The sequence below is a fragment of the Longispora albida DSM 44784 genome (assembly GCF_000379825.1).
GTDB classification, from domain to species: Bacteria; Actinomycetota; Actinomycetes; order Mycobacteriales; family Micromonosporaceae; genus Longispora; species Longispora albida.
On the sequence record NZ_KB903815.1, the window covers coordinates 92306 to 114615 of the forward strand.

A 22310-nucleotide genomic window follows, 5' to 3' on the forward strand; every position below is an offset into this window, starting at 1 on the left:
AATGCTGGAATCATCCCGGGCGCGGATCGAGTCGGTACGCCAGTCGCTGCTGAACCGGATCGACGGTGCGGACACGAAAGACCCGGCGGAGATCAGAGTGCTGGCCGAGGCCTTCCACCTCGTGGCCGGCGGGATCGCGCCGCCGAGCGACCACACGCTGCGCAGGTAACAGAAAAGGCCCCCGGAGTCTCCTCCGAGGGCCTTCCTCTGTGGTGGGGATGGAGGGAGTTGAACCCTCACACCCTTTCGAGTACACGGACCTGAACCGTGCGCGTCTGCCATTCCGCCACATCCCCTAGTTGCTTGCGACTGGGATCAGAGATCCAGCCCCAAGAACAACGCGTCCGGGCGGCAAACCCCCTCAGCGACCCGAGAAGCTTACCCCACCAGGGGGTATTGCTTGTCGTGCTGGGGAACTCTAGCACGACCTTGGGACGCGACTCGTCCGCAGGTGGCCCGCTCCGGATACCATCATCTGCGTCGGGTACCCGAGGAGGAGCCGGTGAGCGTTCTGCAACGCTTCGAGAAGAGGTTGGAAGGCCTGGTGGAAGGGGCCTTCGCGAAGGTCTTCAAGGGGGTAGTGCACCCCGTGGAGATCCTCAACGCCATGCAACGCGAGGCGGAGGCCCACAAGGCGATCTTGGCTGGGGGCCGGACCCTCGTGCCGAACAGGTATGTGATTGACCTCTCCCAGTACGACCACGGGCGGCTGGCGCCATACGCTGCCGCCCTGGCTCAGGAGCTGGCCCAGTCACAGGCCGAGTTCATCGGCGAGCAGGGCTGGACCGTGTACGGCGACGTGATCGTCGAGGTCGAGCGCGGCGAGGGCCTGGACACCGGGATGTTCCGGGTCACTGCCGAGGTCTACACGGGCGGAGAGGTCGCGCCGCAGCCGGCGTACGCCCCGCCGCCGCAGCAGCCCGGCTACGACCAGGGTGGCTACCCGCCGCCCCCCGGCCCGGGGTTCGGCCAGGACCAGGGTGGTGGCTACCCGCCGCCGCCGGGGCCCGGCGCGCGCACCCCGAGGCTGGTGTCCAGCGACGGCAGGCAGTACGCGGTGGCGATCGGCTCGACGGTCATCGGCCGCGGCGAGCAGGCCCAGCTCCGGCTGCCGGACGTCGGCATCTCCCGCCGGCACGCCCGGCTCGACTTCGACGGCGCCCAGGTGGTCCTCACCGACCTCGGCTCGACGAACGGGACCCTGGTCAACAGCCAGCGGGTCTCGGCCGTCGCGCTGAATCCCGGCGACGTCATCCAGATCGGTACCACGTCACTGACCTTCCGCGTGGACGGCTAGTTCCCTTGCCGGACGTCGTCCTCGCCGTCGCACGGTTCGGCTTCCTCGTGCTGCTGTGGATCTTCGTGTTCGCAGTGGCCGGGGTGGTCCGGCGCGACCTTTTCATCGGGGCACGGTCCTCGGGGCTCGTCGCGGCCCCGCGCGGGCTCGGGCCGGCCGCAGCCGGTCCGAAGGTGAAACGGGGCAAGGCGGCCCACCTGCTGTCGGTCAAGGAGGACGGCAGGCCGGAGCGGACCATCACGCTCGCGGACACGCCGATCACGATTGGCCGGGCCGAGGACTGCACGGTGGTGATCACCGACGATTTCGCCTCGGCGCACCATGCCCAGCTCGTCCCCCGCGACGGGCAGTGGTTCCTGCAGGATCAGGGTTCCACTAACGGTACCTACCTCAATAACGCTAAGGTCTCCGGATTGACCCCTGTCCCCCTGCGCGTGCCGATTCGCATCGGGCGCACGTCACTAGAGCTACGGTCATGACTCTGACATTGCGTTACGCGGCTCGCAGTGACCGCGGTCTGATCCGGGACGGTAACCAGGACTCCGTCTACGCCGGCCCGCGCCTGCTGGCTGTCGCCGACGGCATGGGCGGCATGGCCGCCGGTGACGTGGCGAGCAACATCGTGATCGGCGTGCTCGCGCCGCTCGACGAGGACGTTCCTGGCAACGATCTCGTGGAGCCGCTGCGCCGGGCGGTCGAGGCGGCCAACCAGCGCCTCCGGGCCACTGTGGAGGCCAATCCCCAGCTTGAGGGGATGGGTACCACGCTGACCGGGATGCTGTTCTCCGGCAGCCGGTTCGGCATGGTCCACATCGGAGACTCCCGCGCGTACCTGCTGCGCGACGGCGAGTTCGCCCAGATCACCAAGGACGACACGTACGTCCAGATGCTGGTGGACGAGGGCCGGATCACCGCAGAGGAGGCCGGCAGCCACCCGCAGCGTTCCCTGCTGACCAGGGCGCTGGACGGGCGGGATGTCGACCCCGAGTTCTCCGTGCGGCAGGCCAGGCCGGGCGACCGGTACCTGATCTGCTCGGACGGGCTGTCCGGTGTGGTGAGTGCCGAGACGATCGGCGACACCCTCCGGGAGATGGCCGATCCGGCGCAGTGCATGGAACGGCTCATCCAGCTCGCCCTGCGCGGCGGGGGCCCGGACAACATCACCGTGATCATCGCGGACCTGACCGACAGCGACATCGTCGAGGGCACGCCGATCGTTGGCGGTGCCGCGGCGCGCGACCGGGGCGACGTCACCCAGCAGATCGACCTGACCAGCTCGGCCGGGCGGGCCGCCGCGCTCGCCCTGCCGCCGCCGAGGCCGGCCGCTCCCGAGGAGCCGCTGGCGGCCGTGGCCGGTGACGAGGACGAGGGGCCGAAGCGGCACCCGGTCCGTAACACGCTGCTGATCCTGCTGGCCGTGGTCGTGCTGGCCGGTGCCGGGCTGGGCACGTGGTTCTTCACCCAGGCGCAGTACTACGTCGGGGTCACCGACTCCGGTCAGGTCGCCATCTTCAAGGGCGTGCCGGGCTCGTTCGCCGGGCTCAAGCTGTCCCGGGTGGACGTGGTGAGCGAGCGGCGGGTGGAGGACCTGACCCCGCAGGTACAGGAAAAGGTTCGTAAGGGTGTGCAGTTCGAGGACCTGAAGAACGCGCAGGCCCTCCTCGCCGAGCTGAGCAACGACGACGCGACCAACGACAAGCTGATCCCGGTCTGCCCGTCGCCGGTCACGCCGACTCCCACGCCGGTCCCGAGTTCGCCGGCGCCGGTGCCCTCGGGTACTCCGTCGGTTGTTCCGACCCCGGGCACGACCGGGAGCCCGGCACCTGCCGTCAGCGCCACGGCCTCGGCCTCCGCGTCGGCGACCGCCGAGACCCCGCGGGACATTCCGAACCCGTGCCGGACCCGGAAGTAGCGCTCGGATGAGCGCACCGGTCATTCCGCCAGCCCCCGCAGCACCTGCGGGGGCGATGCCGCGTACGCCGACCAGGCGTAACACGGAGCTTCTGCTGCTGCTCGGCGCGATAGGCATCGTGCTGATCTTCAGCGCGGCCGCGGAGGCCGGTTCGGCTGGCGAGGTGACCGCCGACTTCTGGGTGCTGCCCGTGATGCTCGGGCTGGTGCTGCTGGCCGCGCACGTGGTGGTGCGGTTCGTCGCGCCGTACGCCGATCCGGTGATCCTTCCGGCGGTGGCGCTCCTCAACGGGCTCGGCGTGGTGTTCCTGCGCCGCCTCGACCTGGGCGAGCTGAATCTCAAGGACCGCGCTGGCCTGTCGGTGTTCTCCGGCCTCGGTTTCAAGCAGCTGATCTGGACGCTGGTCGCGATCGGCCTGTTCAGCGCGCTGCTGATCGTGGTCCGCGACCACAAGTCGATCTCGCGGTACGCCTACAGCCTCGGCCTGGCCGGCGTGGTGCTGGTCGCGATCCCCGCCGTGCTGCCGTCCAGCCTGTCCGAGGTGAACGGCGCGAAGCTGTGGGTCAGGCTCGGCCCGGTGTCGTTCCAGCCCGGCGAGTTCGCCAAGGTCGCGCTGCTGTGCTTCTTCGCCTACTACCTGGTCCGCAAGCGCGAGGTGCTCTCGCTGGCCAGCAAGCGGATCGCCGGTATCGACTTCCCGCGCGGCCGTGACCTCGGCCCGGTGCTGGCCGTCTGGCTGTTCTCGATGCTGGTGCTCGTGTTCGAGCAGGACCTCGGCACCGCGCTGATGTACTTCGGCATGTTCGTGGTGATGCTGTACATCGCCACGGAGCGGGTGAGCTGGATCCTGATCGGCCTCGGTACGTTCGCCGGTGGCGCGGTCCTCGCCCACTCGATGGTGTCCCGGCTCCAGCTCCGCGTGTCGATCTGGTGGGACCCGTTCAGCGACGCGCGGGGCAAGGGTTACCAGCTCGTGCAGTCGCTCCTCGGCTTCGGTACCGGCGGCCTGTTCGGCACCGGCCCCGGCGCCGGGCAGCCGACGATCATCCCGGAGGCGGAGAACGACTTCATCACCGCCGGCTTCGGCGAGGAGATCGGCCTGTTCGGGCTGACCGCGCTGCTCTGCCTGTACATGGTGGTCGTGATGCGCGGGCTGCGCACGGCGGTCGGCGTCCGGGACTCCTTCGGCAAACTGCTGGCCGGCGGGCTCTCGTTCACACTGGGCTTGCAGGTGTTTGTCATCGTCGGTGGTGTGACCAAGCTGATCCCGCTGACCGGCCAGACCACGCCGTTCCTGTCGGCCGGCGGGTCCTCACTGATGGCCAACTGGCTGCTGATCGCCCTGCTGATCAGGATCTCCGACGCCGCGCGCCGCCCCGTGCTGGCCACGCCGAAGGAGCCGCTGAAGCTGCAGGACGCGCATACGGAGGTCATCCGCACGTGAACGCGCCACTGCGCCGGGTCGGCATCGTCGCCTTGGTCCTGTTCGGTCTGCTGTTCGTGAACCTCAACTACGTGCAGTTCTACAAGGGCACGATCACCGAGGAGTACCGCAACAGCCCGTACAACGGCCGGGTCCGGCTGGACGAGTACAAGAACGAGCGGGGCGAGATCCTGCTCGGCGGCGGGGTCATCGTCGCCAAGAGTGTCGACACGGGCGGCGAGCTGCGCTACCAGCGGGAGTACCCGTTCGGGCCGGCCTTCGCCCACATCGTCGGCTACAAGTCCATCCACTACGGCAACGCCGGCATCGAGTACGCGGAGAACGACCTGCTGTCCGGCAAGTCCGGTGACCTCTTCGTGAACCGGCTGACCGGCATGCTGACCGGCAAGAACGCGGCCGGCGGCTCGGTGCAGCTCACGATCAACCAGAAGGCGCAGGAGGCGGCGTTCTCCGGCCTGGGCAACCGCAAGGGTGCCGTGGTCGCCATCGACGCCACGACGGGCGCGATCCTGGCGACCGCGTCGACGCCGAGCTTCGACCCGGGCCCGCTGAGCAGTAACAGCGGGGCGACGGCGCAGGAGGCGTGGACGAAGTACAACAACGATCCGGCGCAGCCCATGCTGAACCGGGCGTTCGCGAACCGGTATCCGCCGGGCTCCACCTTCAAGATCATTGACTCGGCCGTGGCGCTGTCGAAGGGCCTGACGCCGGACAGCATGGTGAAGGCCGGCTCGGAGTACCGCCCGCCGCAGACCACGCACGTGATCCGCAACGCGCACCCGTCGATCTGCCCGCAGGCCGAGGTGACGCTGAAGACCGCGCTCACGTTCTCGTGCAACACCGCGTTCTCCCGGATGGCCGTCGAGGACCTGAAGGCCGGACCGCTCAGCAACCAGGCCAAGGCCTTCGGGTTCGGGACGAAGTTCGAGACGCCGATGGTCAGCGTGGCCAGCGAGACCGGCCCGCTCGACGACAAGGACCCGGCCGTGCTGGCCGGTTCGGCGATCGGCCAGCAGAACGTGACGATGAGCCCGCTCCAGGGCGCGCTGATCGGCGCAGCCGTGGCCAACGGCGGCACCCTGATGAAGCCGTACCTGGTCGCGGAGACCCAGGGCCCCGACCTGAGCGTCATCGACAAGGCCAACCCGGGTGTGTTCAGCCGTCCGGTCACCCCTGACGTGGCCAGTGGGCTCCAGGAGATGATGGTGTCGGTCGTCGAGAACGGCACCGGCACGGCGGCGAAGATCCCTGGCGTGAAGGTCGGCGGGAAGACCGGTACCGCGGAGACCGGCGCGGCTGCCGACGAGCACGGCTGGTTTGTCGGGTTCGCGATCAAGGGGAACCAGAAGATCGCGGTAGCCGTCTTCCTGGAACGGGCTGGAGAAGGTGGCAGCCGCGAGGCCACCAAGCTGGCCGGCACCGTGATGAACGCGGCACTCGCGAAGTAAGGGAGTTCGAGGAATGCTCACGCCAGGCAGCACGCTGGGCGAACGCGGCAGGTACACCCTGACCGAACGGATCGCCAGCGGCGGCATGGGGGACGTGTGGAAGGCCGAGGACACCGTCCTGGGCCGGACGGTCGCTGTCAAGGTGCTCCTGCCAGCCCTGCTGGAGGAGCCCGGCTTCGTGGAGCGGTTCCGCGACGAGGCCAGGACGATGGCGACGATCAACCACCCAGGCGTGGTGGACGTCTACGACTTCGGCGAGAGCGAGCTGCCGGGCGGCAGCCGGGCCTCGTACCTGGTCATGGAGTACGTGCAGAGCGAGCCGCTCAGCGCCGTGCTGGCCAGGGTCGGCAGGCTCACCCCGCAGCGGGCGATGGCCCTGATCGCCCAGGCTGCCGACGCGCTCCAGGCCGCCCACGACGCCGGCATCATCCACCGGGACGTCAAGCCGGGTAACCTGCTGGTCCGCCCGAACGGCTCGCTGGTGCTCACCGACTTCGGGATCTCCCGGGCCGGGGCCGGCAGCAACCTGACGGCCGTGGGCTCGACGCTGGGCACCGCGGCGTACATGTCGCCGGAGCAGGCGGCCGGGCAGCCGGCCGGGCCACTGTCCGATGTGTACTCGCTGGGCGTTGTCGCCTACCAGTGCGTCGCCGGCCGCCGCCCGTTCGAGGGCGACAACCCGCTCGGCGTCGCGATGATGCACATCCGGGACACGCCGCCGGCGCTCCCGGGCGACGTGCCGCCGCAGATCCGCCAGTTCGTGGAGCGGGCGATGGCGAAGGACGGTGCCGCGCGGTGGCCGAGCGCCGCCGCGATGGGTGCCGCTGCCCGGGCGCTGTCGGCTGGCCAGCCGCTGCCACACACCGCCGCGCAGCCGGCCGCACCTGCCCGCACCTCGGTCATGCCGGCCGTGCCGCCTGCCGACCGGACGCAGGGGGCGATGCGGGGCGCTGCCGCCGTGCCGCCGCCTCCGCAGCCGAAGCAGACCTACGAGCCGGTCAAGCCGCCGAAGAAGGGCAACGGGCTGCTCATCGCCGGCATCGCTGGCGTGGTCGCGGTGCTGCTGGTGTTCGGCGGGATCGCGTGGGCGCTGATCGCGAGCAGCGACAAGAACAATAAAAAGAACAACAGCTCGGATAATGTACCTATCGTGACGACCACGCCGACGCCGACGGCAACCAAGTCCTCGCCACGGCAGCCGGAGACGCCGCAGGGCCGGACGATCCTGGTCGTCAACTGCGAGCAGCTCAAGGGCAAGCAGTACAACAAGGTCGAGGAAGAGCTGCGCAAGCAGAACCTGAAGCCGAAGCGCAACGACGTGGACGACAACGCCAAGAAGGGTACCGTCGTCGATCTCCAGTGCGAGGTCGACCGGAACACCCGGGAAGTGAACGTGAACGTCTCCAAGGGCGAAGACGACGACAAGCCCTCGACGCCGTCGAGCCCCTCGGCCACGCCGAGCGGCCGGCCGTCCGGCGGTACCACGCTTCCCCCCATCGGCGGCGGTTTCTGATGACCGAGCATCGCCTGCTGGGGGGCAGGTACCAGGTCGGTGACCTGCTCGGGTACGGCGGCATGGCCGAGGTGCACCGGGGCAGGGACCTGCGCCTGGGCCGGGACGTCGCGATCAAGATGCTCCGGACCGACCTGGCCAGGGACGCCACGTTCCAGGCCAGGTTCCGCAGGGAGGCGCAGAACGCCGCCTCGCTGAACCATCCGGCGATCGTCGCGGTGTACGACACCGGCGAGGAGCGCGGCGCCAACGGCGAGTCGCTGCCGTACATCGTCATGGAGTTCGTCAACGGCCGCACCCTGAAAGAGGTGCTGGCCGTCGAGGAACGGCTCCAGCCGCGCCGGGCCCTCGAGGTGACGGCCGACATCTGCGCCGCGCTCGAGTTCAGCCACCGGCACCAGATCATCCACCGGGACATCAAGCCCGGGAACGTGATGCTCACCCAGGCCGGCCAGGTCAAGGTGATGGACTTCGGTATCGCGCGGGCGCTGTCCGGCGGCACGTCGACCATGACGCAGACCAGCGCCGTGATCGGCACAGCCCAGTACCTGTCGCCGGAGCAGGCGCGCGGCGAGACCGTCGACGCCCGCTCCGACGTGTACGCGACCGGCTGCGTCCTCTACGAGCTGCTCACCGGGCACCCGCCGTTCACCGGCGACAACCCGGTGTCCGTCGCGTACCAGCACGTCCGGGAGAACCCGCGCACGCCGAGCCAGCTCAGCCGGGACATCATGCCGGACGTCGACGCCGTGGTGCTCAAGGCGCTCGCGAAGAACCCGGCCAACCGGTACCAGTCGGCTGGCGAGATGCGTGCCGACCTGCTCCGGGCCGCCGCCGGCCGTCCGGTGCTGGCCACGCCCGTGCTGTCCGACGACGACCGCACGGCGGTGTTCGAGGCTCAGCCTGGTAGCGGATCACCGGCCAGGGTGGCAGATCCGGCCCGCCGCAAGGCGTCGACCTGGATGATCGTCATGCTGGTCGTCCTCGGCCTGGTCGCGGCCGGTGCCCTGGGCACGGGGATCTACCTGGCCAACCGGGAGACCACGGTGACAGTGCCGAACCTGGTCGGCAAGACCAGGGAGCAGGCGCTCGCCGACGCTGAGAAGCTCGGCATCAAGCTGACCTTCGGCGATCCTGTCTTCGACAAGACCTGCGTCAAGGACCAGATCGTCCGGCAGAACCCCTCGCCGCAGTCCAAGGTCGACAAGGACGACGCCAGGGCCACGGCGAACGTCTGCGGCGGCCGGAGCGCCGAGAAGGTGCCCGGCGTGGTCGGCCTGGACCGGGCGACAGCGGAGAAGAACCTGAAGGCACTCGGGTTCGCGGTCGCGGTGACCGAGGTCGACAACGACGCCAAGGCCGGCAACGTGGTGAGTTCCGAGCCCGCCGCCGACAAGGAAGCGGAGTACGGCAGCACGGTCACGCTGACGGTGTCGAAGGGCAACCTCAAGATCATCCCGCCGGTGGACGGCCTGACCGGTGACCAGGCGGCCCAGCGGCTGCGGGATCTCGGGTTCACGAACGTCAACCAGGTCCCGCGTTCGTCGCCGGTGGCTGGCAAGCAGCCCGGCGCGGCGATCGAGACCCAGCCGGGTTCCGGTAAGTCGGCCAAGGCCGGTGACCTGATCACGATCATCGTCCAGCCCACGCCGCCGCCGACGAGCAGCCCGCCGACGCCCACGCCGACGCCGTCCACCTCGGGTACCCCGACAGGTACGGCGACGCCGTAGGACATGCCCAGGCAGGTGTCAGGGAGACGGGTCCGGTTCAGCCCACGCGGCGAGCCGGACCCGTTCCACGTCGGCGGCCAGTTCCGGTACGCGGGCGAGGGCCGCCGGGTAGCCGCACACCGCCAGCCAGTTGGCGAGGATCTGGTGGCCGCCCTGGCTCAGCACCGACTCCGGGTGGAACTGGACGCCTTCGAGGGGTAGTTCCCGGTGCCGGAGCGCCATGATCACGCCGGACGTGGTGTGCCCGGTGACCTCCAGCTCCTCCGGGAGCGTGCCGGGCCGGACACTCAGCGAGTGGTACCGGGTCGCCGTGAACGGATCAGGCAGCCCGGCGAGCACGCCGGTACCGGAGTGGTGGACCTCGCTGGTCATGCCGTGCAGGAGTTCGGGTGCGCGTTCCACCACGCCGCCGTAGGCGGCCGCGATGGCCTGGTGCCCGAGGCAGACGCCGAGGATGGGCAGCTGGCCGGCGTACCGCCGAACGAGCGGCACGCAGATGCCAGCGTGATCGGGCGTCCCAGGCCCGGGGGACAGCAGGACGCCGGCCATCCCCTCGACCTCGGCGAGGGAGACCTGGTCGTTGTGCCGCACCACGCACTCGGCACCGAGCTGGCCGAGGTACTGCACGATGTTGTGGACGAACGAGTCGTAGTTGTCCACAACCAGGATCTTCACTCCGTGATCTGCCCGTCGTTCATCGGCAGCAGCGGGTCGACGGCCGGGAAGACCACCCACCACAGCAGCGCGGCGATCCCCGCGAGGAGCAGCAGCGAGCCGGCCAGCTTGCCGGGCACGCCGAAGGGCAGCTTGCGCCAGATCCACGCGTACATCAGCTCAGCTCCTTCCCAGGTTCATCAGGCCAGCTCCGCCGGGCGGCCAGCGGTCTTCGGCTGGGTTCTGGTGAGCTCGGCGTGCACGATCATGCGCTCGTAGTTGTCGAGCTTCGGGTTGCACGTGGTCAGGGTCAGCACGGCCTTCTTCGGCTGCTCGCCCGGCTTGCTCGGGACGGGGGCCACGACCTCGATCGCGTTCGGCTTGACGATCCGGTTCTGGTAGACCCGGTAGACGTACCAGGTGTCCTTGGTCTCCACGACCACGATGTCGCCGGCGCCGACCTTGTCCATGTCCCACCAGATACCCGGGGCGCGGTGCCCGGCGACCGCGAAGTTGCCGACGGCGCCCGGCTTGGCCGACTGCGGGTAGTGGCCGGGGGCGAACTCGATGTCCGCCGGCTTCACGCCCTCCACCACGACCCACGGGTCCTTGCGCATCTTCTGGACGTAGAGCCTGGCCAGGGCGCTGCCCGGGTACGCGGCGGGCGCCTTCGACGGGGTCGCTCCCGGCGAGGCCGGCGGGGCGGTCGTCGGGGCGACCGGCTGGTTCCACTCCTTGTCGAGCTGCTGCGTCAGGGTGTCCTGGTGGCCGTTGATCTCGGCCGTCTTGCCCCAGATCTCGTACGCGGCGAAGAACAGCACGACCAGGCCCATCGTGATCAGGACCTCGCCGGTACCCCGGACGACGCCCCGGAAGATGCTGGCCGGCGTCGGCCGGGTCAGCTCGGCGTACACACTCTTGTACCCGCCGTCCTCCTGCTGCACCGGCCGCAGCTTGATGACCTGCGGCCCGCCGGACTTGTGCCTGGGCACGACCCGGGTCCCCTCGGGCGCGGTGTCCAGGATGGGCAGCATCGCGGTCAGGTCGGAGCGGGGGCTGTCGTCGTCGTGCTCGTGGGGCGCCGGGCCGTGTTCTGGTTCGTGGGTCACTGGGCCACCTGGGCCGAGGTCACGCCGGTCGAGCCGGTGTAGGCGGGCATGGTGACCTCTCCACTGGTACGGGCCTCGTACCCGAGCCCGAAGGCGCGGACGGCCGCCCGGAATTCCTGGACCCCCGGCGCGTTGTCGAGGGCGGCCATCATCCTGGCCGGGTCGCCGATCGCGACGATCCTGAACGGCGGCGAGTACACCCGGCCGTGCAGCAGCAGGGTGTTGCCGACACACCGTACAGCGCTGGTGGAGATCACGCGGACATCCATGATCGTCATGGCTTCGGCCCCGCCGGCCCACAGCGCGTTCACGACGGCCTGTACGTCCTGCTGGTGGACCACCACATCGTCCGGCCGGGCGCCATTGGGCAGATCACCGCCGGCCTGGCGCGGCGCGTCGTCGAGCTGCACGGTGATCGAGGGCCCGCGCACGGCCGTCATCCCGGCGGACTCGCGGGAAGCCGCCGCGCGGCGCTGCTGTTCGGCGATCCGGGGATCGAGCCCTGATAACGCTTCGGTATCACCGTCGACCTCCCGCCGGAGCCGGGCGGCCTTGTCCTCCTGCTCGGAAACCTGCTTCCGGCGGACCTCGATGATCTGCTTCAGCTCGCCGCTGCCGTCGTTGCGCAGGGCCGTGCCCTTCGCGGTGAGCGCGCTCGACGCGAACAGGACACCAGCTCCGAGCATGATCACAGGCACCAGGTACGACCACGGGCCCCGCCACTTGCCGGGGCGGCGGCGCAGGGCGGCCCGGGCTCGGTGCAAGGTGCGCCGCCAGGGCAGCCGGCGCCCCGGGCCAATGCTTTCTGCCCGGACTTCCGTGGACTTCGACACTCCTGCTCCTTGTGCTGCGCGTCTTCTTGACTACGCTAGCTGGTGACGCCCGTATCAGGAGAGCACCGTGCCCAAGTCACAGATTCGCAAGAAAAAGGTCTACACGCCCCCGGCGGACCTGACCCCTGGCCGCACCACCGCGGCTGCCAACCGGCCCAGCCCTGTCTGGGTTCCGGCCCTGGCCATCGCGTTCTTCGTGATCGGCGTTGCCTGGCTGGTGGTTTTCTACCTGTCCGGCGGGCTCTGGCCGGTCGAGTCCCTGCGGTACTGGAACCTGGGGATCGGCTTCGGCTCCCTAATCGCCTGCCTCCTAGTCTTCTCCAAATGGCGGTAGAGACCCGCTGAGGACGAATCTGGACTGCGCGTAAGGACTTCCCACGTACAACACCGGTACGAGGGAAGTCCTTACGCTTGCCAGATCCGCCCTCAGCGGGCCACTTCGCCTTAGATCAAGATCAAAAGCTTGAAGATCTAGATCAAGGGCCAAGGTCAAGAGCCTTGCCGGGTGTACTTGGGCCGACAGGGCCTTCTTGCGTCGGGTGCCCGGATCGTCGGGTGTCCGGTGCGCAGGTGTGCCCTCGGGGCTGATCACACGGGTGTAGTTTTCCCCAGCGGTTATCCACAGGCTGTGGATAACCGCTGGCTTCTCGTTTCCGGGAGCCGGGGATGCCATCCTGGGCTGGTGCATGAGGAACCAGCGATCCGGCCGGCCAGTCCCACGCCCGCAGGGCAGGACCCGGGTGGTGATCACTTCGTCTGGCGGGTCCGGGCGGCGGTGATCGGGTGGAAGGTCACCGGTGCCGTGCTGCTGCTGGTGCTCGCCGCCGCCAATCTCGGCGATCCGGTCAAGCTGTCCCTGGCCCTGCTGGCCGCCCTGGCGATCGCCGGGCTGGCGGCCAGGGATCTGGTGTTCCGTGAGCGGGTGGCTGCCGACGTCACCGGCCTGACCCTCGTGGCCGGCCTCCGCAGGGAGCACGTGCCGTGGGCGGCGGTCGAGAAGATCCGGGTGGACAACCGGCCACGGTTCGGCCTGCGCACGGAGCTGCTGGAGGTCGACGCCGGCGAGCAGCTGTACCTGTTCGGCGCGGCCGAGCTCAGCGCCCAGCCCTCCGACGTCGCCGACACCCTCCGCCACCTGTGGACGGGCCGCTAGCCAGTGGTGTTGGGGCCCCTCATGTCGCTATGACGACATGAGGGGCCCCACATGCCGTCAGTGGGTGACGATCGCGAAGGCGGTCAGCGCCAGCAGGAACAGCGTCATGCCGGCCACGACCGCGACCTGGACTGCCGTGCGCTGCTTGGCCGGCGCGTAGACGAGGCCAGCCGCGACAGCTGCGCCGATCACGAGCCCGCCCATGTGCCCGGCCACGGAGATGTACCGCGCGCCGACGAACGTGATCACGACGTTGACGATCAGCACCGGCAGGATGGCCGAGGTGCTCCGGCCGAGCTTGCGCAGGACCAGGAAGATCGCGCCGAACAGGCCGAAGATCGCGGTGGAGGCGCCGGCCGTGGGCGCGTTGGGCTGGAAGAGCAGGGCAGCCACGTTGCCGCCCATGCCGGCCAGCAGGTAGAGCGCGGCGAACCGCAGCGGGCCGAGCGCGTACTCGAGGTTGCGGCCCAGTACCCAGACCGCCCACATGTTCAGCAGCAGGTGCAGCGGTCCATAGTGGAGGAACATCGGGGTGACCAGCCGCCACAGGCCGCCGTTGTACATCCCCGGCGCGGTCTCGCCCGTGTAGCACATCTCGTCGCCGCACGGTGCGGTCAGCGCGACGTTCGGCCCGGCCATGCCGCCCCACTCGTGGAGCACCGTGGAGCCGCCGAACAGGCTGCCGCCGATCGCCTGGCCCTTGCTGACCAGGATGCTGATCAGGAACACCGCGACGTTGAGCCCGATGATGGCCATCGTGACGTAGCCCTGCTGCCCGGACAGGCCGCCGCCGAACCAGCCCCTGGCCTGCCGCTGGGTGGACCGGCCCTCGGCGACGCACGAGGGGCACTGGTAGCCGACCGATGCCTCGCTCATGCAGTCAGGGCAGATCGGCCGGTCACACCGGGTACACCGGACGTAGGTCTCGCGGTCCGGGTGCCGGTAACAGGTGGGGACTGGGCTGGCCTCCATGTCGGGCAACGATACGCGAATCCGTGGCCGAACCGCCGATCCTGCCTCTGCGGCGGGCGGTGCGCGGTCGCCATCGGCCACTAGGCTCTGCTGATGTTCAAGCGGATCTTCGGCCGTGGCACCCCCGTGCCGCCTCTCGACACCGACATGGCTCAGGACGACCTGGACGTACGGGCAGCACGGCAGAAGGCGCTCGCCGGCGACTGGACGGCAGCCAGGGACGTGGTGCACGCGGCCCGGGGCGACTGGGAACTGTGGGGACGCCGCATCTCCGTCCTCAGCACGGTGGCCAGCCAGGGTTCGTGGCTGGCCGACTGGACGGCAGCCGCACCGGACGACCAGGTGGCCGCCGTCATCACCGCCAACCTGCTGCTCGACCAGGCTGGAGAGGTGCGAGGAGCCGCCTCGGCCAAGCACACGTCACGCGAGCAGTTCGCCGGCTTCGACTACTTCTCTGAGCGGGCGGCGGAGGCTGCGAGGCGCGCCGTCGAACTCGGGCCGGACGATCCGTCCCCGTGGGCCGCTGCTGCCAACGCCTGCTTCGCGCGTGGCCGTGGCCTGCGCGACGAGTTCCAGCACGCCTGCGACGAGGGGCTCGAACGCGACCCGGCCAACTTCGACCTGTGGCTGACGGCGCTGAGCTTCTACTGCGAGAAATGGTACGGATCGCATCACGAGATGTTCGCGATCGCGCGGGCGGCCGGCAGCGAGGCCCCGGCCGGCTCGACGGTGCCGATGCTCGTTCACCTGGCTCATTTCGAGTACGCGATGCGGGAGTTCGGCTGGGACAAGCGCTCCGACGCCTCCCGTGAGGCCTGTGGCGCGTACTTCCGGCAGCCCGAGGTCCAGCGGGAACTCGACGCCGCCGTCGCCAAGTGGCGTTCGGGTGGCCCGCGCCCGCTGGGCCGCTCGATGACCTGCCGCCACTGGGAGACTCTCGGCTACGTCCTCGGCGGGCGGAAGGCCGACGCCCGCCGGGTGCTCGACGAGATCGGCCCGTACCTCGGATCGGTGCCGGCCTGGGGCTACTTCTGGCTCCGTCAGGCCGAGGGCTACGAGGCCGCGTGGAAGTGGGCCGGCTGAGCTGGCGAACGCGAGGGCCCGGGAACCAGCTGGTCCCCGGGCCCTGAAAGCGGTGTGACTAGCGCTCGATCGTGACCGACTCGATCCGGATCTCGCTGACCGGCCGGTCGCCCGGCAGGGTCTGGGTGGTGGCGATCGCGTCGACGACCTTCTTCGAGTCGTCGTCGGCGACCTTGCCGAAGATGGTGTGCTTGCCGTTCAGCCAGTCCGGCGTGGTGACCGTGATGAAGAACTGCGAGCCGTTGGTGCCCTGGTTCTGGTAGCCCGGCCCGGCGTTGGCCATCGCCAGCAGGTACTTCTCGCTGAACTGGAGGTCCGGGTGGATCTCGTCCTTGAAGGTGAAGCCCGGGCCGCCGCGGCCGGTACCGGTCGGGTCGCCGCCCTGGATCATGAAGCCGTCGATCACCCGGTGGAAGATCGTGCCGTCGTAGTACGGGCCACTGCCCGGCTGGCCGGTCCGCGGGTCGGTGTACTCGCGCGTGCCCTCGGCGAGCTCGACGAAGTTGGCGACCGTCTTCGGCGCGTGGTTCGGGAACAGCTCGACGCGGATCGAGCCGACATTCGTGTGCAGCGTGGCGAACACGGTAACTCCTTGGGTTGCATTGCGTTGCACTGCCAAATCTCGGGTTCATCCTGTCATGGCCGGTGTGACGCGCCCGGCGGATGGGTAACTCCGTTTCGGTGGCAGTGGCCACCCTGAGCGTGCAGGATGAGACCTAATCGACGTGAGGAGGCGGGGCACAGTGCTGGGATTAGGACGGAAAACCCCGACCCGGGCGGAGCAGATCTCCAGTGAGCTCGGCGAGGCGGGTAGCCACCTCAAGGAGGTCGCGGCCCTGATCGCCGGCGGCGCGGCCGAGCGGCTGAATCCGCGGGTTGAGCAGGCACGGGAGATGGTGAGTCCCCGGATGGACAAAGCACGGGGCGCGGCCCTCCACGGGCTGGAGAACGTGACGGTGGCCCTCGGCGGGCGCAAGCGCCGCCCGGCGTGGCCGATGCTGGCGGGAGCCCTTGGGATTGGAGTGCTGGCCGGGCTGGCCGTCGCGCTCGTGATGCAGCGGCGTAACGCCCGCTGGGACGAGTACGAGCCGGTGCACGTGCTCGACTTCGAGGAGCCGCCGTCGGAGCGGTTCCGGGAGAAGGCCCGTGAGGTCAAGGACCAGGCTCGTGAGGTCGCCGACCAGGTGAAGGAGACGGCTGGCGAGGTCAAGGACACCGTGCGTGGCGCGGCTTCCGACGTCGCCGACTCGGTCGCCACCGGGGTGAAGAAACTGAAGTAAGCAGGCAGGCACTGTCCACAGGGGACCCCGCCGGGGTCCCCTGTGGCGTGCTCAGAGCCAGCCGGAGCGGCGGAGGAAGCGGTAGAGGCTGCCGCAGATCACGATGATCAGGGTCAGCACCATCGGGTAGCCGTAGCGCCATTCCAGCTCCGGCATGAACTTGAAGTTCATCCCGTAGATGCCGGCCAGCGCGGTCGGTACCGCGGCGATGGCCGCCCAGGACGCGATCTTGCGCATGTCGTTGTTCTGGTCGACGGTCACCTGGGCCAGCCGGGCCTGGAGCACCGAGTTCAGCAGGTCGTCGTAGGACAGCAGCTGCTCGATCACCCGCTGGAGGTGGTCGTTGACGTCGCGGATGTAGCGCCGCGGCTCCTTCGGTACCCCGCCGATCTGGCCGCTGACCAGCAGCTGCAACGGGCGCTGCAGCGGCATCACCGCGCGCTTGAACTCGACCAGTTCCCGCTTGAGCTGGTAGATCTCCTGGATGTTCGAGCGGCGTTCCCGGCTGAAGACGCTGGCCTCCAGCATCTCCAGGTCGTCCTCGACCGCGGCCGCCACGTCGAGGTAGATGTCGACGATCCGGTCGACGACCCCGTGGAACACCGCCCACGGGCCCTGTGCGAGCAGCTCGTGACGGCGCTCCAGCTCCTCGCGGACCGGGCGGAGCCGACAGGCGGCACCGTGCCGGACGGTGATCACGTAGTGCTCGCCGATGAAGAGCATCACCGAACCGGTCTCGATGACCTCACTGGTCTCGGTGAGCTGCGCGTGCGGCATGTACCTGGCGGTGCGGACGACGGCGAACGTCATGTCCTCGTACTGCTCCAGCTTCGGCCGCTGGAACGCCTTGACGGCATCCTCCACGGCCAGCTCGTGCAGGTTGAACGCCTCGGCGATGCCGGAGAACTCCTCCGGGGTCGGCTCGTGCAGTCCGATCCAGACGAAGGCGTGCTTGGTGGAGCGGGCGGAGGCGTACGCGCTCTGGTACGTCCACTCGCCGTCCTGGCGTACGCCGTCGACGTACAGGGCGAAGTCGACGAGGCCGGTGCCGTGTTCCGGCAGGGCCGGTCTGGCGGTGACGGCGGGAGCTGGTGCGAGGATGCGGCTGACCGCCCGCGCCGGGGCGGACAGTGCGCGGCTGAGGCCGCGTTCCTGTTCTGCCATACCTGAAAGCCTCCCACGTCCCGCACGGCACATCGAAAACCCCCGGCAAACAGCACCGGGCAGTTTCGGTCGCTACGGGGGGATGCGACCGAAACTGCCCGGTGCCCTTGGGGGCATGGTGCCCTTGCGCACCGCACTGTCCTGGGGAGGGCTTTTTTGCGGTGCTGGCACGCATTGTTAGTCACCGCGATGCGGAAAAGAAACACATTCGCGATGGCGACATTGCGCCAAGGGCTGCTGACGCTTTTACGACAGGGGTTACCGGAAGGTCAGGAGATCTCGCGAACCGCTGCCGCGATCCGCCGGACACCCTCGTCGACCTCGCCGGCGGTGACGGCGGAGAACGCCAGGCGCAGCGAACTCTTACCGCCCTCCAGCAGGAAGTCGCTGCCCTTGACCACGGCCACGTTGTGCTTGGCCGTCGCGGGGAGCAGCTTGTCCACGTCGACGCCCTCGCCGAGGTCGACCCAGAGGAAGTACCCGCCGTCGGGCTCGGTGAAGCTTGCCTCGGGCAGGTGTCGCCTAATTGACTCAGCGAGCAGCCGGGCCCGCTCGCCCAGCGCGGCGCACACGGTCTTGATCGAGTTCTCCAGGGCGCCGGAGAGGCAGAACTGGTACACGGTCGCCTGGGCCAGCATGTTCGGCGAGATGTACAGGTTCGTCGCGTTGGCCGCGATGTCGCCGATCAGCTCGGGCTTGCCGACCAGGTAGCCGACCCGGACGCCAGGGCACACCGTCTTGGTGAACGAGGACGCGTGTACGACCACGCCCTGGGTGTCCAGGGAGAGCATGCTCGGCAGGGCCTCGCCCCGGAACCGGATGTCGGCGTACGGGTCGTCCTCGAAGATCGTGAAGCCGTACTCGGCCGCCAGGGCCAGCAGCGCGTGCCGCCGTTCGAGGGACAGCGTGACGCCGGCCGGGTTCTGGAAGTTCGGGATGATGTGCGCGAGGACCGGCCGGACGCCGGACTCCAGCAGCGCCCGCAGCTCGTCGGTGTCGATGCCGTCGGCGTCCACAGTGACCTGCCGGACGTCGGCGCCCCGGTTACGCAGGTTGAGCAGGGTGCGGTCGTAGGTCGGCCGCTCGACGATCACCACGTCGCCCTCGGACACCAGGTGCTCGAAAAGGAACGCGTCCGCCTGGAGCGATCCGTTGGTGACCAGGACGCTCGGCGGCTCCACGCCGTGCTTGTCGGCGATCCACTTCCGGAGGGGAAGGTAGCCGACCGACGTGCCGTAGGCCGTGACCCCTGCCGGGTCGGCGTCGAAGGCGCGGACGGCCGCCGCCTTCAGACCCTCGATGTCGACGATGTCCAGGGACGGCGCGCCCCTGGCGAAGGAAATGAGCTGCTCGGCGGTCATGTGACCGAGTCTAGGCCGGGCCGGAGACGATCTTCACGCGCGTGTAGCGCCTCCCACAGGCTGGTGGAAACCTTCCGCCGCTGGTCGCGGTGGCCGCCGAAGTTGCCGCGCCCGGCCGCGCGGAACGTGGATCATGCGGACGGCACCCGCGCGGGAACGCGCAGGCGAGCCGGCCGGGGCACCACGTCCCCGGCCGCGCGGCGGGCGCCGGGCCCGTGTGGCCCCGGACCCGGACGCTCAGACCTTGGCGGTGGCCTGTACCCGGGCGCGGACGATGTCCCGCACCGAGATCATGCCGATCACCTCGTCGCCCTCGATGACGATCAGGTGCCGGAAGCCGCCCCGGATCATCGTCGCGGCCGCCTGGTCGAGATCCCAGTCGGGCCCGGCCGTGACCGCGTCTGGGGTGCGGTGGTCGGATGCTTCCTCGATGTCCGGATCGAGCCCGGAGCTGATCGCGTTGAGGACGTCCCGCTCGGTGAGGATGCCGATGCCGGGGGAGTCGGGGTCGATGACGACGGCGGCACCGAACCGCCGGGCGGACATCAGCCGGGCCACCTGACGCAGCTTGTGCTGTGGTCCGACTGTGAGAATCTCGGTACTCATCGCATCACGTACACGCATGACTACCTCCCGTGTAACCGTACGGCTATCTTCGCGCACCGTACGGCGGGTGGCCAGGAAATTGGCGCTATCCTTCGGCAGTGCGCAATGTCGTGATCCTGGCCGCAGGGATGGGTACCCGCCTCGGCCGACCGCATCCGAAGCCACTGACCCCGCTCCGCGACGGCCGGAGCATCCTCCGCCAGCAGCTCGAGAACCTGCGGGGGGCGTACGGGGCGAGCGCGTACATCTCCATCGTCGTCGGGTTCAAGAAGGACCTGGTCATGGAGGCGGCCGCCGGGGACGCGAGCTTCGTCTACAACGAGTTCTACGACCAGACCAACACCTCCAAGAGCCTGCTCAAGGCGCTGCGGCTGGCCCCGCCCGGCGGGGTGCTGTGGATGAACGGCGACGTGGTCTTCGACCCGGCGCTGCTCGGCACGTTCGCCGAGGCGCTGAGCGCCGAGCAGAGCTTCGTCGCCGTCAACACCGCCAGCGTGTCCGACGAGGAAGTGAAGTACACGCTGGACGGCGCCGGCTACATCAAGGAGCTGTCCAAGCAGGTGACCGGCGGGCTCGGCGAGGCCGTCGGGATCAACTACGTGTCGGCAGCCGACCGCCCGGCCCTGGTCGAGCACCTGGCACTGGTCGACGAGCAGGACTACTTCGAGCGCGGCATCGAGAACGCGATCGGCGCCGAGGGCCTGCGCTTCCGCGCGATCGACATCTCGCGGTTCGGCTGTGTCGAAGTGGACTTCGACGAGGACCTGGAACGGGCCAACACCCTGTGAACCTCTCCACCTTCTACGCCGCCAACCGTGGCGGCGGGCTCGGCACCGTGCTGGTCAGCCAGCGGATCGGCGCCGTGACGGCGCTCGCGGCGTACAGGGCGCGGCTGTCGCCGACGATGATGAGCATGGCCAACCTGGTCCTCGGGCTCGGCGCGAGCGCGATGGTCCTGCTGGCCGCGCCGTCGCGTACGGCGCCGATGGCTGTCGGGCTCGGCGCGCTGCTGCTGTGGCACGTCGCGTACGGCATCGACTGCGGGGACGGCCAGCTCGCCCGGGTCACGAAGACCGGCAGCGCGGCCGGGGCGCGGATCGACGTGCTGTGTGACGTGGCGTTGCAGATCGCGCTGTGCGCGGCGACGAGCGCGGTGGCCGCCGAGTACTCGCCGGACGCCCCGGCCTGGATCTACGCGCTGTTCGCCGGCACGTGGATGGTCAACCTGGTCACCTCCGTGATGGCGCAGGACGACGCCGGGGTGAGCATGGTGACCTCCCAGTCGCTCCCGGTACGCCTGGTGAAGCTGATCCGGGACTACGCCTTCGTCGTCACGGTGATCGGCCTCGTGCTCGCCTTCGCGCCTCAGTGGACGATCTGGGTGGTCGTGGCCTTCACCGCGGTCAACGGGCTGTTCCTGCTGGCCAGCATCGCGTTCACCGCACGGGCCGCCCAGCGTGCCTGGCGGGAGAAGATCGGCTGATGACCGTGGCGGCACCGGCGACCGGCCGCAGGCGCATCCTGCTCGGGTTCACCGACCAGGCGGTGTTCGGGCTGGCCAGCGCGGGCAACGCGCTGCTGGCGACCGCCGTGCTCGACCCGGACCGCGCTGGTGCCGTGCTCATCTCGATCACCACGGTCTACTTCGTGATGGGGATCAGCCGGGCCTTCGTCGGTGAGGTGGTGCTGGCGCACGTGTCCCGGTACGACGGGGCGGAGCGGCGGCAGCGCGAGGAGGACGCCCTCGCGAGCACGCTCACGCTCTCGGTCGCGGGTGCTGTCATCTGCCTGGGGCTGTGGTTGTTTGGCCCTTCGGAGTGGTTCGGTGACCTGATCTGGGCGATCCCGTTCCTGCCGGCCCTGATGACGCACGACACCGGCCGGCACACGTACCTGGCGGCCCGCGAGCAGGCGGGGGCGCTCACCGTCGACCTGACCTGGGTGCTCACCCAGGCCGCTGCGGTGACGGCGTTCCTGCTGGCCGGCTGGCGGGAGGGCGGGACGCTGCTCGTCGCCTGGGGGCTGGGCGCGACCGCTGGCAGCCTCCTCTTCCTGTTCCGCAGCCGCCTCAACCCGCTCCGTGGCCACATCCGGAACTGGTTCGCCGAGACCAGGCACCTGTCCGGCTGGTTCACCGGCAGCGCCGTGATCGGGCAGAGCCAGACGATGCTGATCGCGGTGATCGTTGCCGAGTTCCTGACCGAGGCCGCGTACGCCGGTCTGCGGCTCGCCCAGCTCGTCGTGCTCCAGCCGCTCCAGAACTTCATCACGGCGATGAACGCGCTGATGGTCCCGCGTTTCTCCCGGTTCGCCAGCGCCGGTGACCTGCCGGCCCTGCGCCGGCTCACGTTCAGGGTCGCGGCCTTCGGTCTTGTCGTCGGGCTTGCCGCGATCGCCGTGGTGGTGGCTGTGACTGGGCCGGTGCTCGGCTGGTACAAAAATGGCGATTATGCTTTTGTCGAACCGATCGCCCTGCCAGTGGCCATCCAGGCGGCGATCTATCTGATGCAGATTCCTTTCACGGCGGCGCTGCGCGGCATGCAGCAGGGGAAGTTCCTCTTCATGCAGTACGCGGTCTTCACCGCGACCAGCCTCACCGGTGTCGTTCTTGGTGCGCGAGACGGCTCACTGACGGGTGCGGCCTGGGGCCTCACCACCGGCGCCGCCGTGGGTTTCATCGCCATGATCATTTTGTACTGGTTCGCAGCCCACGGGCCCCGGCGGCCGGAGCCTCAGCGCTGACCACTGTGT

The 22310-nt window shown here is 69.4% G+C and carries 24 protein-coding genes and 1 tRNA gene; 15 read left to right on the top strand and 10 right to left on the bottom strand.

Going from position 1 to position 22310, the window contains the following annotated elements; all coding sequences use genetic code 11:
* Window position 1 precedes the first annotated feature (1 nt).
* Window positions 2-169: a hypothetical protein gene (locus A3G1_RS40415; protein WP_018349074.1), complete on the top strand. Its 168-nt coding sequence runs from the start codon at window positions 2-4 to the stop codon at window positions 167-169.
* Window positions 170-210: 41 nt separating this feature from the next.
* Here A3G1_RS40415 and A3G1_RS0108620 read toward each other — a convergent pair.
* A tRNA-Leu gene (locus tag A3G1_RS0108620) sits at window positions 211-296 on the bottom strand.
* Window positions 297-502: 206 nt separating this feature from the next.
* Between A3G1_RS0108620 and A3G1_RS0108625 the strand changes: the two genes are divergently transcribed.
* Genes A3G1_RS0108625 through pknB form a run of 7 tightly spaced genes read left to right on the top strand, consistent with a single transcriptional unit; the run spans window position 503 to window position 9344 of the window.
* Entirely contained in the window at window positions 503-1297 is a 795-nt protein-coding gene (locus tag A3G1_RS0108625) for an FHA domain-containing protein (protein WP_026211939.1), read from the top strand.
* A gap of 5 nt (window positions 1298-1302) precedes the next feature.
* Window positions 1303-1776, top strand: coding sequence for an FHA domain-containing protein FhaB/FipA (locus tag A3G1_RS0108630; RefSeq protein WP_018349076.1), 474 nt, complete (start codon window positions 1303-1305; stop codon window positions 1774-1776).
* The gene (locus A3G1_RS0108635) at window positions 1773-3209 is read left to right on the top strand and encodes a PP2C family protein-serine/threonine phosphatase (protein ID WP_026211940.1); all 1437 of its coding nucleotides are present in this window, start codon (window positions 1773-1775) and stop codon (window positions 3207-3209) included. Before A3G1_RS0108630 ends, A3G1_RS0108635 begins: the two co-directional genes overlap by 4 nt.
* Before the next feature lie 55 nt (window positions 3210-3264).
* Complete coding sequence (locus tag A3G1_RS0108640; RefSeq protein WP_018349078.1) at window positions 3265-4653, top strand: FtsW/RodA/SpoVE family cell cycle protein; 1389 nt, start codon at window positions 3265-3267, stop codon at window positions 4651-4653.
* Window positions 4650-6101: a peptidoglycan D,D-transpeptidase FtsI family protein gene (locus A3G1_RS0108645; protein ID WP_018349079.1), complete on the top strand. Its 1452-nt coding sequence runs from the start codon at window positions 4650-4652 to the stop codon at window positions 6099-6101. The genes A3G1_RS0108640 and A3G1_RS0108645 overlap by 4 nt, the downstream gene beginning before the upstream one ends.
* A gap of 13 nt (window positions 6102-6114) precedes the next feature.
* Window positions 6115-7614: a protein kinase domain-containing protein gene (locus A3G1_RS33920; protein WP_018349080.1), complete on the top strand. Its 1500-nt coding sequence runs from the start codon at window positions 6115-6117 to the stop codon at window positions 7612-7614.
* The gene (pknB, locus tag A3G1_RS0108655) at window positions 7614-9344 is read left to right on the top strand and encodes a Stk1 family PASTA domain-containing Ser/Thr kinase (RefSeq protein WP_018349081.1); all 1731 of its coding nucleotides are present in this window, start codon (window positions 7614-7616) and stop codon (window positions 9342-9344) included. Before A3G1_RS33920 ends, pknB begins: the two co-directional genes overlap by 1 nt.
* Before the next feature lie 18 nt (window positions 9345-9362).
* On the opposite strand, the gene A3G1_RS0108660 is transcribed toward pknB, so the two are convergent.
* The 4 genes from A3G1_RS0108660 to A3G1_RS0108675 are packed head-to-tail and all read right to left on the bottom strand — an operon-like array spanning window position 9363 to window position 11940.
* Window positions 9363-10019, bottom strand: coding sequence for an aminodeoxychorismate/anthranilate synthase component II (locus A3G1_RS0108660; RefSeq protein WP_018349082.1), 657 nt, complete (start codon window positions 10017-10019; stop codon window positions 9363-9365).
* On the bottom strand, window positions 10016-10174 hold the full coding sequence (locus A3G1_RS40420) for a hypothetical protein (protein WP_018349083.1): 159 nt from the start codon (window positions 10172-10174) through the stop codon (window positions 10016-10018). Before A3G1_RS40420 ends, A3G1_RS0108660 begins: the two co-directional genes overlap by 4 nt.
* Before the next feature lie 24 nt (window positions 10175-10198).
* The gene (locus A3G1_RS0108670; RefSeq protein ID WP_018349084.1) at window positions 10199-11107 is read right to left on the bottom strand and encodes a class E sortase; all 909 of its coding nucleotides are present in this window, start codon (window positions 11105-11107) and stop codon (window positions 10199-10201) included.
* Entirely contained in the window at window positions 11104-11940 is an 837-nt protein-coding gene (locus A3G1_RS0108675; RefSeq protein WP_018349085.1) for a DUF881 domain-containing protein, read from the bottom strand. Before A3G1_RS0108675 ends, A3G1_RS0108670 begins: the two co-directional genes overlap by 4 nt.
* A gap of 67 nt (window positions 11941-12007) precedes the next feature.
* Here A3G1_RS0108675 and A3G1_RS0108680 point away from each other — a divergent pair, with 67 nt between their 5' ends.
* Entirely contained in the window at window positions 12008-12274 is a 267-nt protein-coding gene (locus A3G1_RS0108680) for a cell division protein CrgA (protein WP_018349086.1), read from the top strand.
* Window positions 12275-12622: 348 nt separating this feature from the next.
* The gene (locus A3G1_RS33925; RefSeq protein WP_018349087.1) at window positions 12623-13093 is read left to right on the top strand and encodes a PH domain-containing protein; all 471 of its coding nucleotides are present in this window, start codon (window positions 12623-12625) and stop codon (window positions 13091-13093) included.
* Between the two features lie 57 nt (window positions 13094-13150).
* Here A3G1_RS33925 and A3G1_RS0108690 read toward each other — a convergent pair whose 3' ends face one another.
* Window positions 13151-14065 (bottom strand): rhomboid family intramembrane serine protease, encoded by a 915-nt coding sequence (locus A3G1_RS0108690; protein ID WP_018349088.1) that lies wholly within the window; start codon window positions 14063-14065, stop codon window positions 13151-13153.
* Window positions 14066-14158: 93 nt separating this feature from the next.
* Between A3G1_RS0108690 and A3G1_RS0108695 the strand changes: the two genes are divergently transcribed.
* A complete protein-coding gene (locus A3G1_RS0108695) occupies window positions 14159-15148 on the top strand; it encodes a DUF4034 domain-containing protein (protein ID WP_018349089.1) in 990 nt (329 codons plus the stop codon).
* Between the two features lie 58 nt (window positions 15149-15206).
* Here A3G1_RS0108695 and A3G1_RS0108700 read toward each other — a convergent pair whose 3' ends face one another.
* Window positions 15207-15731, bottom strand: a complete 525-nt coding sequence (locus A3G1_RS0108700; protein WP_018349090.1) for a peptidylprolyl isomerase — start codon at window positions 15729-15731, stop codon at window positions 15207-15209.
* A 160-nt stretch (window positions 15732-15891) separates the two neighbouring features.
* Here A3G1_RS0108700 and A3G1_RS0108705 point away from each other — a divergent pair, with 160 nt between their 5' ends.
* Window positions 15892-16428, top strand: coding sequence for a YtxH domain-containing protein (locus A3G1_RS0108705; protein ID WP_018349091.1), 537 nt, complete (start codon window positions 15892-15894; stop codon window positions 16426-16428).
* Between the two features lie 51 nt (window positions 16429-16479).
* On the opposite strand, the gene corA is transcribed toward A3G1_RS0108705, so the two are convergent.
* The 3 genes from corA to A3G1_RS0108720 form a co-directional block, all read right to left on the bottom strand.
* Window positions 16480-17592: a magnesium/cobalt transporter CorA gene (gene corA, locus A3G1_RS0108710; protein WP_018349092.1), complete on the bottom strand. Its 1113-nt coding sequence runs from the start codon at window positions 17590-17592 to the stop codon at window positions 16480-16482.
* A gap of 269 nt (window positions 17593-17861) precedes the next feature.
* On the bottom strand, window positions 17862-18953 hold the full coding sequence (locus A3G1_RS0108715) for an aminotransferase-like domain-containing protein (RefSeq protein WP_018349093.1): 1092 nt from the start codon (window positions 18951-18953) through the stop codon (window positions 17862-17864).
* Window positions 18954-19190: 237 nt separating this feature from the next.
* The gene (locus A3G1_RS0108720) at window positions 19191-19577 is read right to left on the bottom strand and encodes a CBS domain-containing protein (protein ID WP_026211942.1); all 387 of its coding nucleotides are present in this window, start codon (window positions 19575-19577) and stop codon (window positions 19191-19193) included.
* An 80-nt stretch (window positions 19578-19657) separates the two neighbouring features.
* Here A3G1_RS0108720 and A3G1_RS41690 point away from each other — a divergent pair, with 80 nt between their 5' ends.
* Genes A3G1_RS41690 through A3G1_RS0108735 form a run of 3 tightly spaced genes read left to right on the top strand, consistent with a single transcriptional unit; the run spans window position 19658 to window position 22301 of the window.
* Window positions 19658-20347, top strand: coding sequence for a phosphocholine cytidylyltransferase family protein (locus tag A3G1_RS41690; protein WP_018349095.1), 690 nt, complete (start codon window positions 19658-19660; stop codon window positions 20345-20347).
* Window positions 20344-21042 (top strand): CDP-alcohol phosphatidyltransferase family protein, encoded by a 699-nt coding sequence (locus A3G1_RS41695; protein WP_018349096.1) that lies wholly within the window; start codon window positions 20344-20346, stop codon window positions 21040-21042. Before A3G1_RS41690 ends, A3G1_RS41695 begins: the two co-directional genes overlap by 4 nt.
* The gene (locus A3G1_RS0108735; RefSeq protein ID WP_018349097.1) at window positions 21042-22301 is read left to right on the top strand and encodes an MATE family efflux transporter; all 1260 of its coding nucleotides are present in this window, start codon (window positions 21042-21044) and stop codon (window positions 22299-22301) included. The genes A3G1_RS41695 and A3G1_RS0108735 overlap by 1 nt, the downstream gene beginning before the upstream one ends.
* Window positions 22302-22310: the final 9 nt, after the last annotated feature.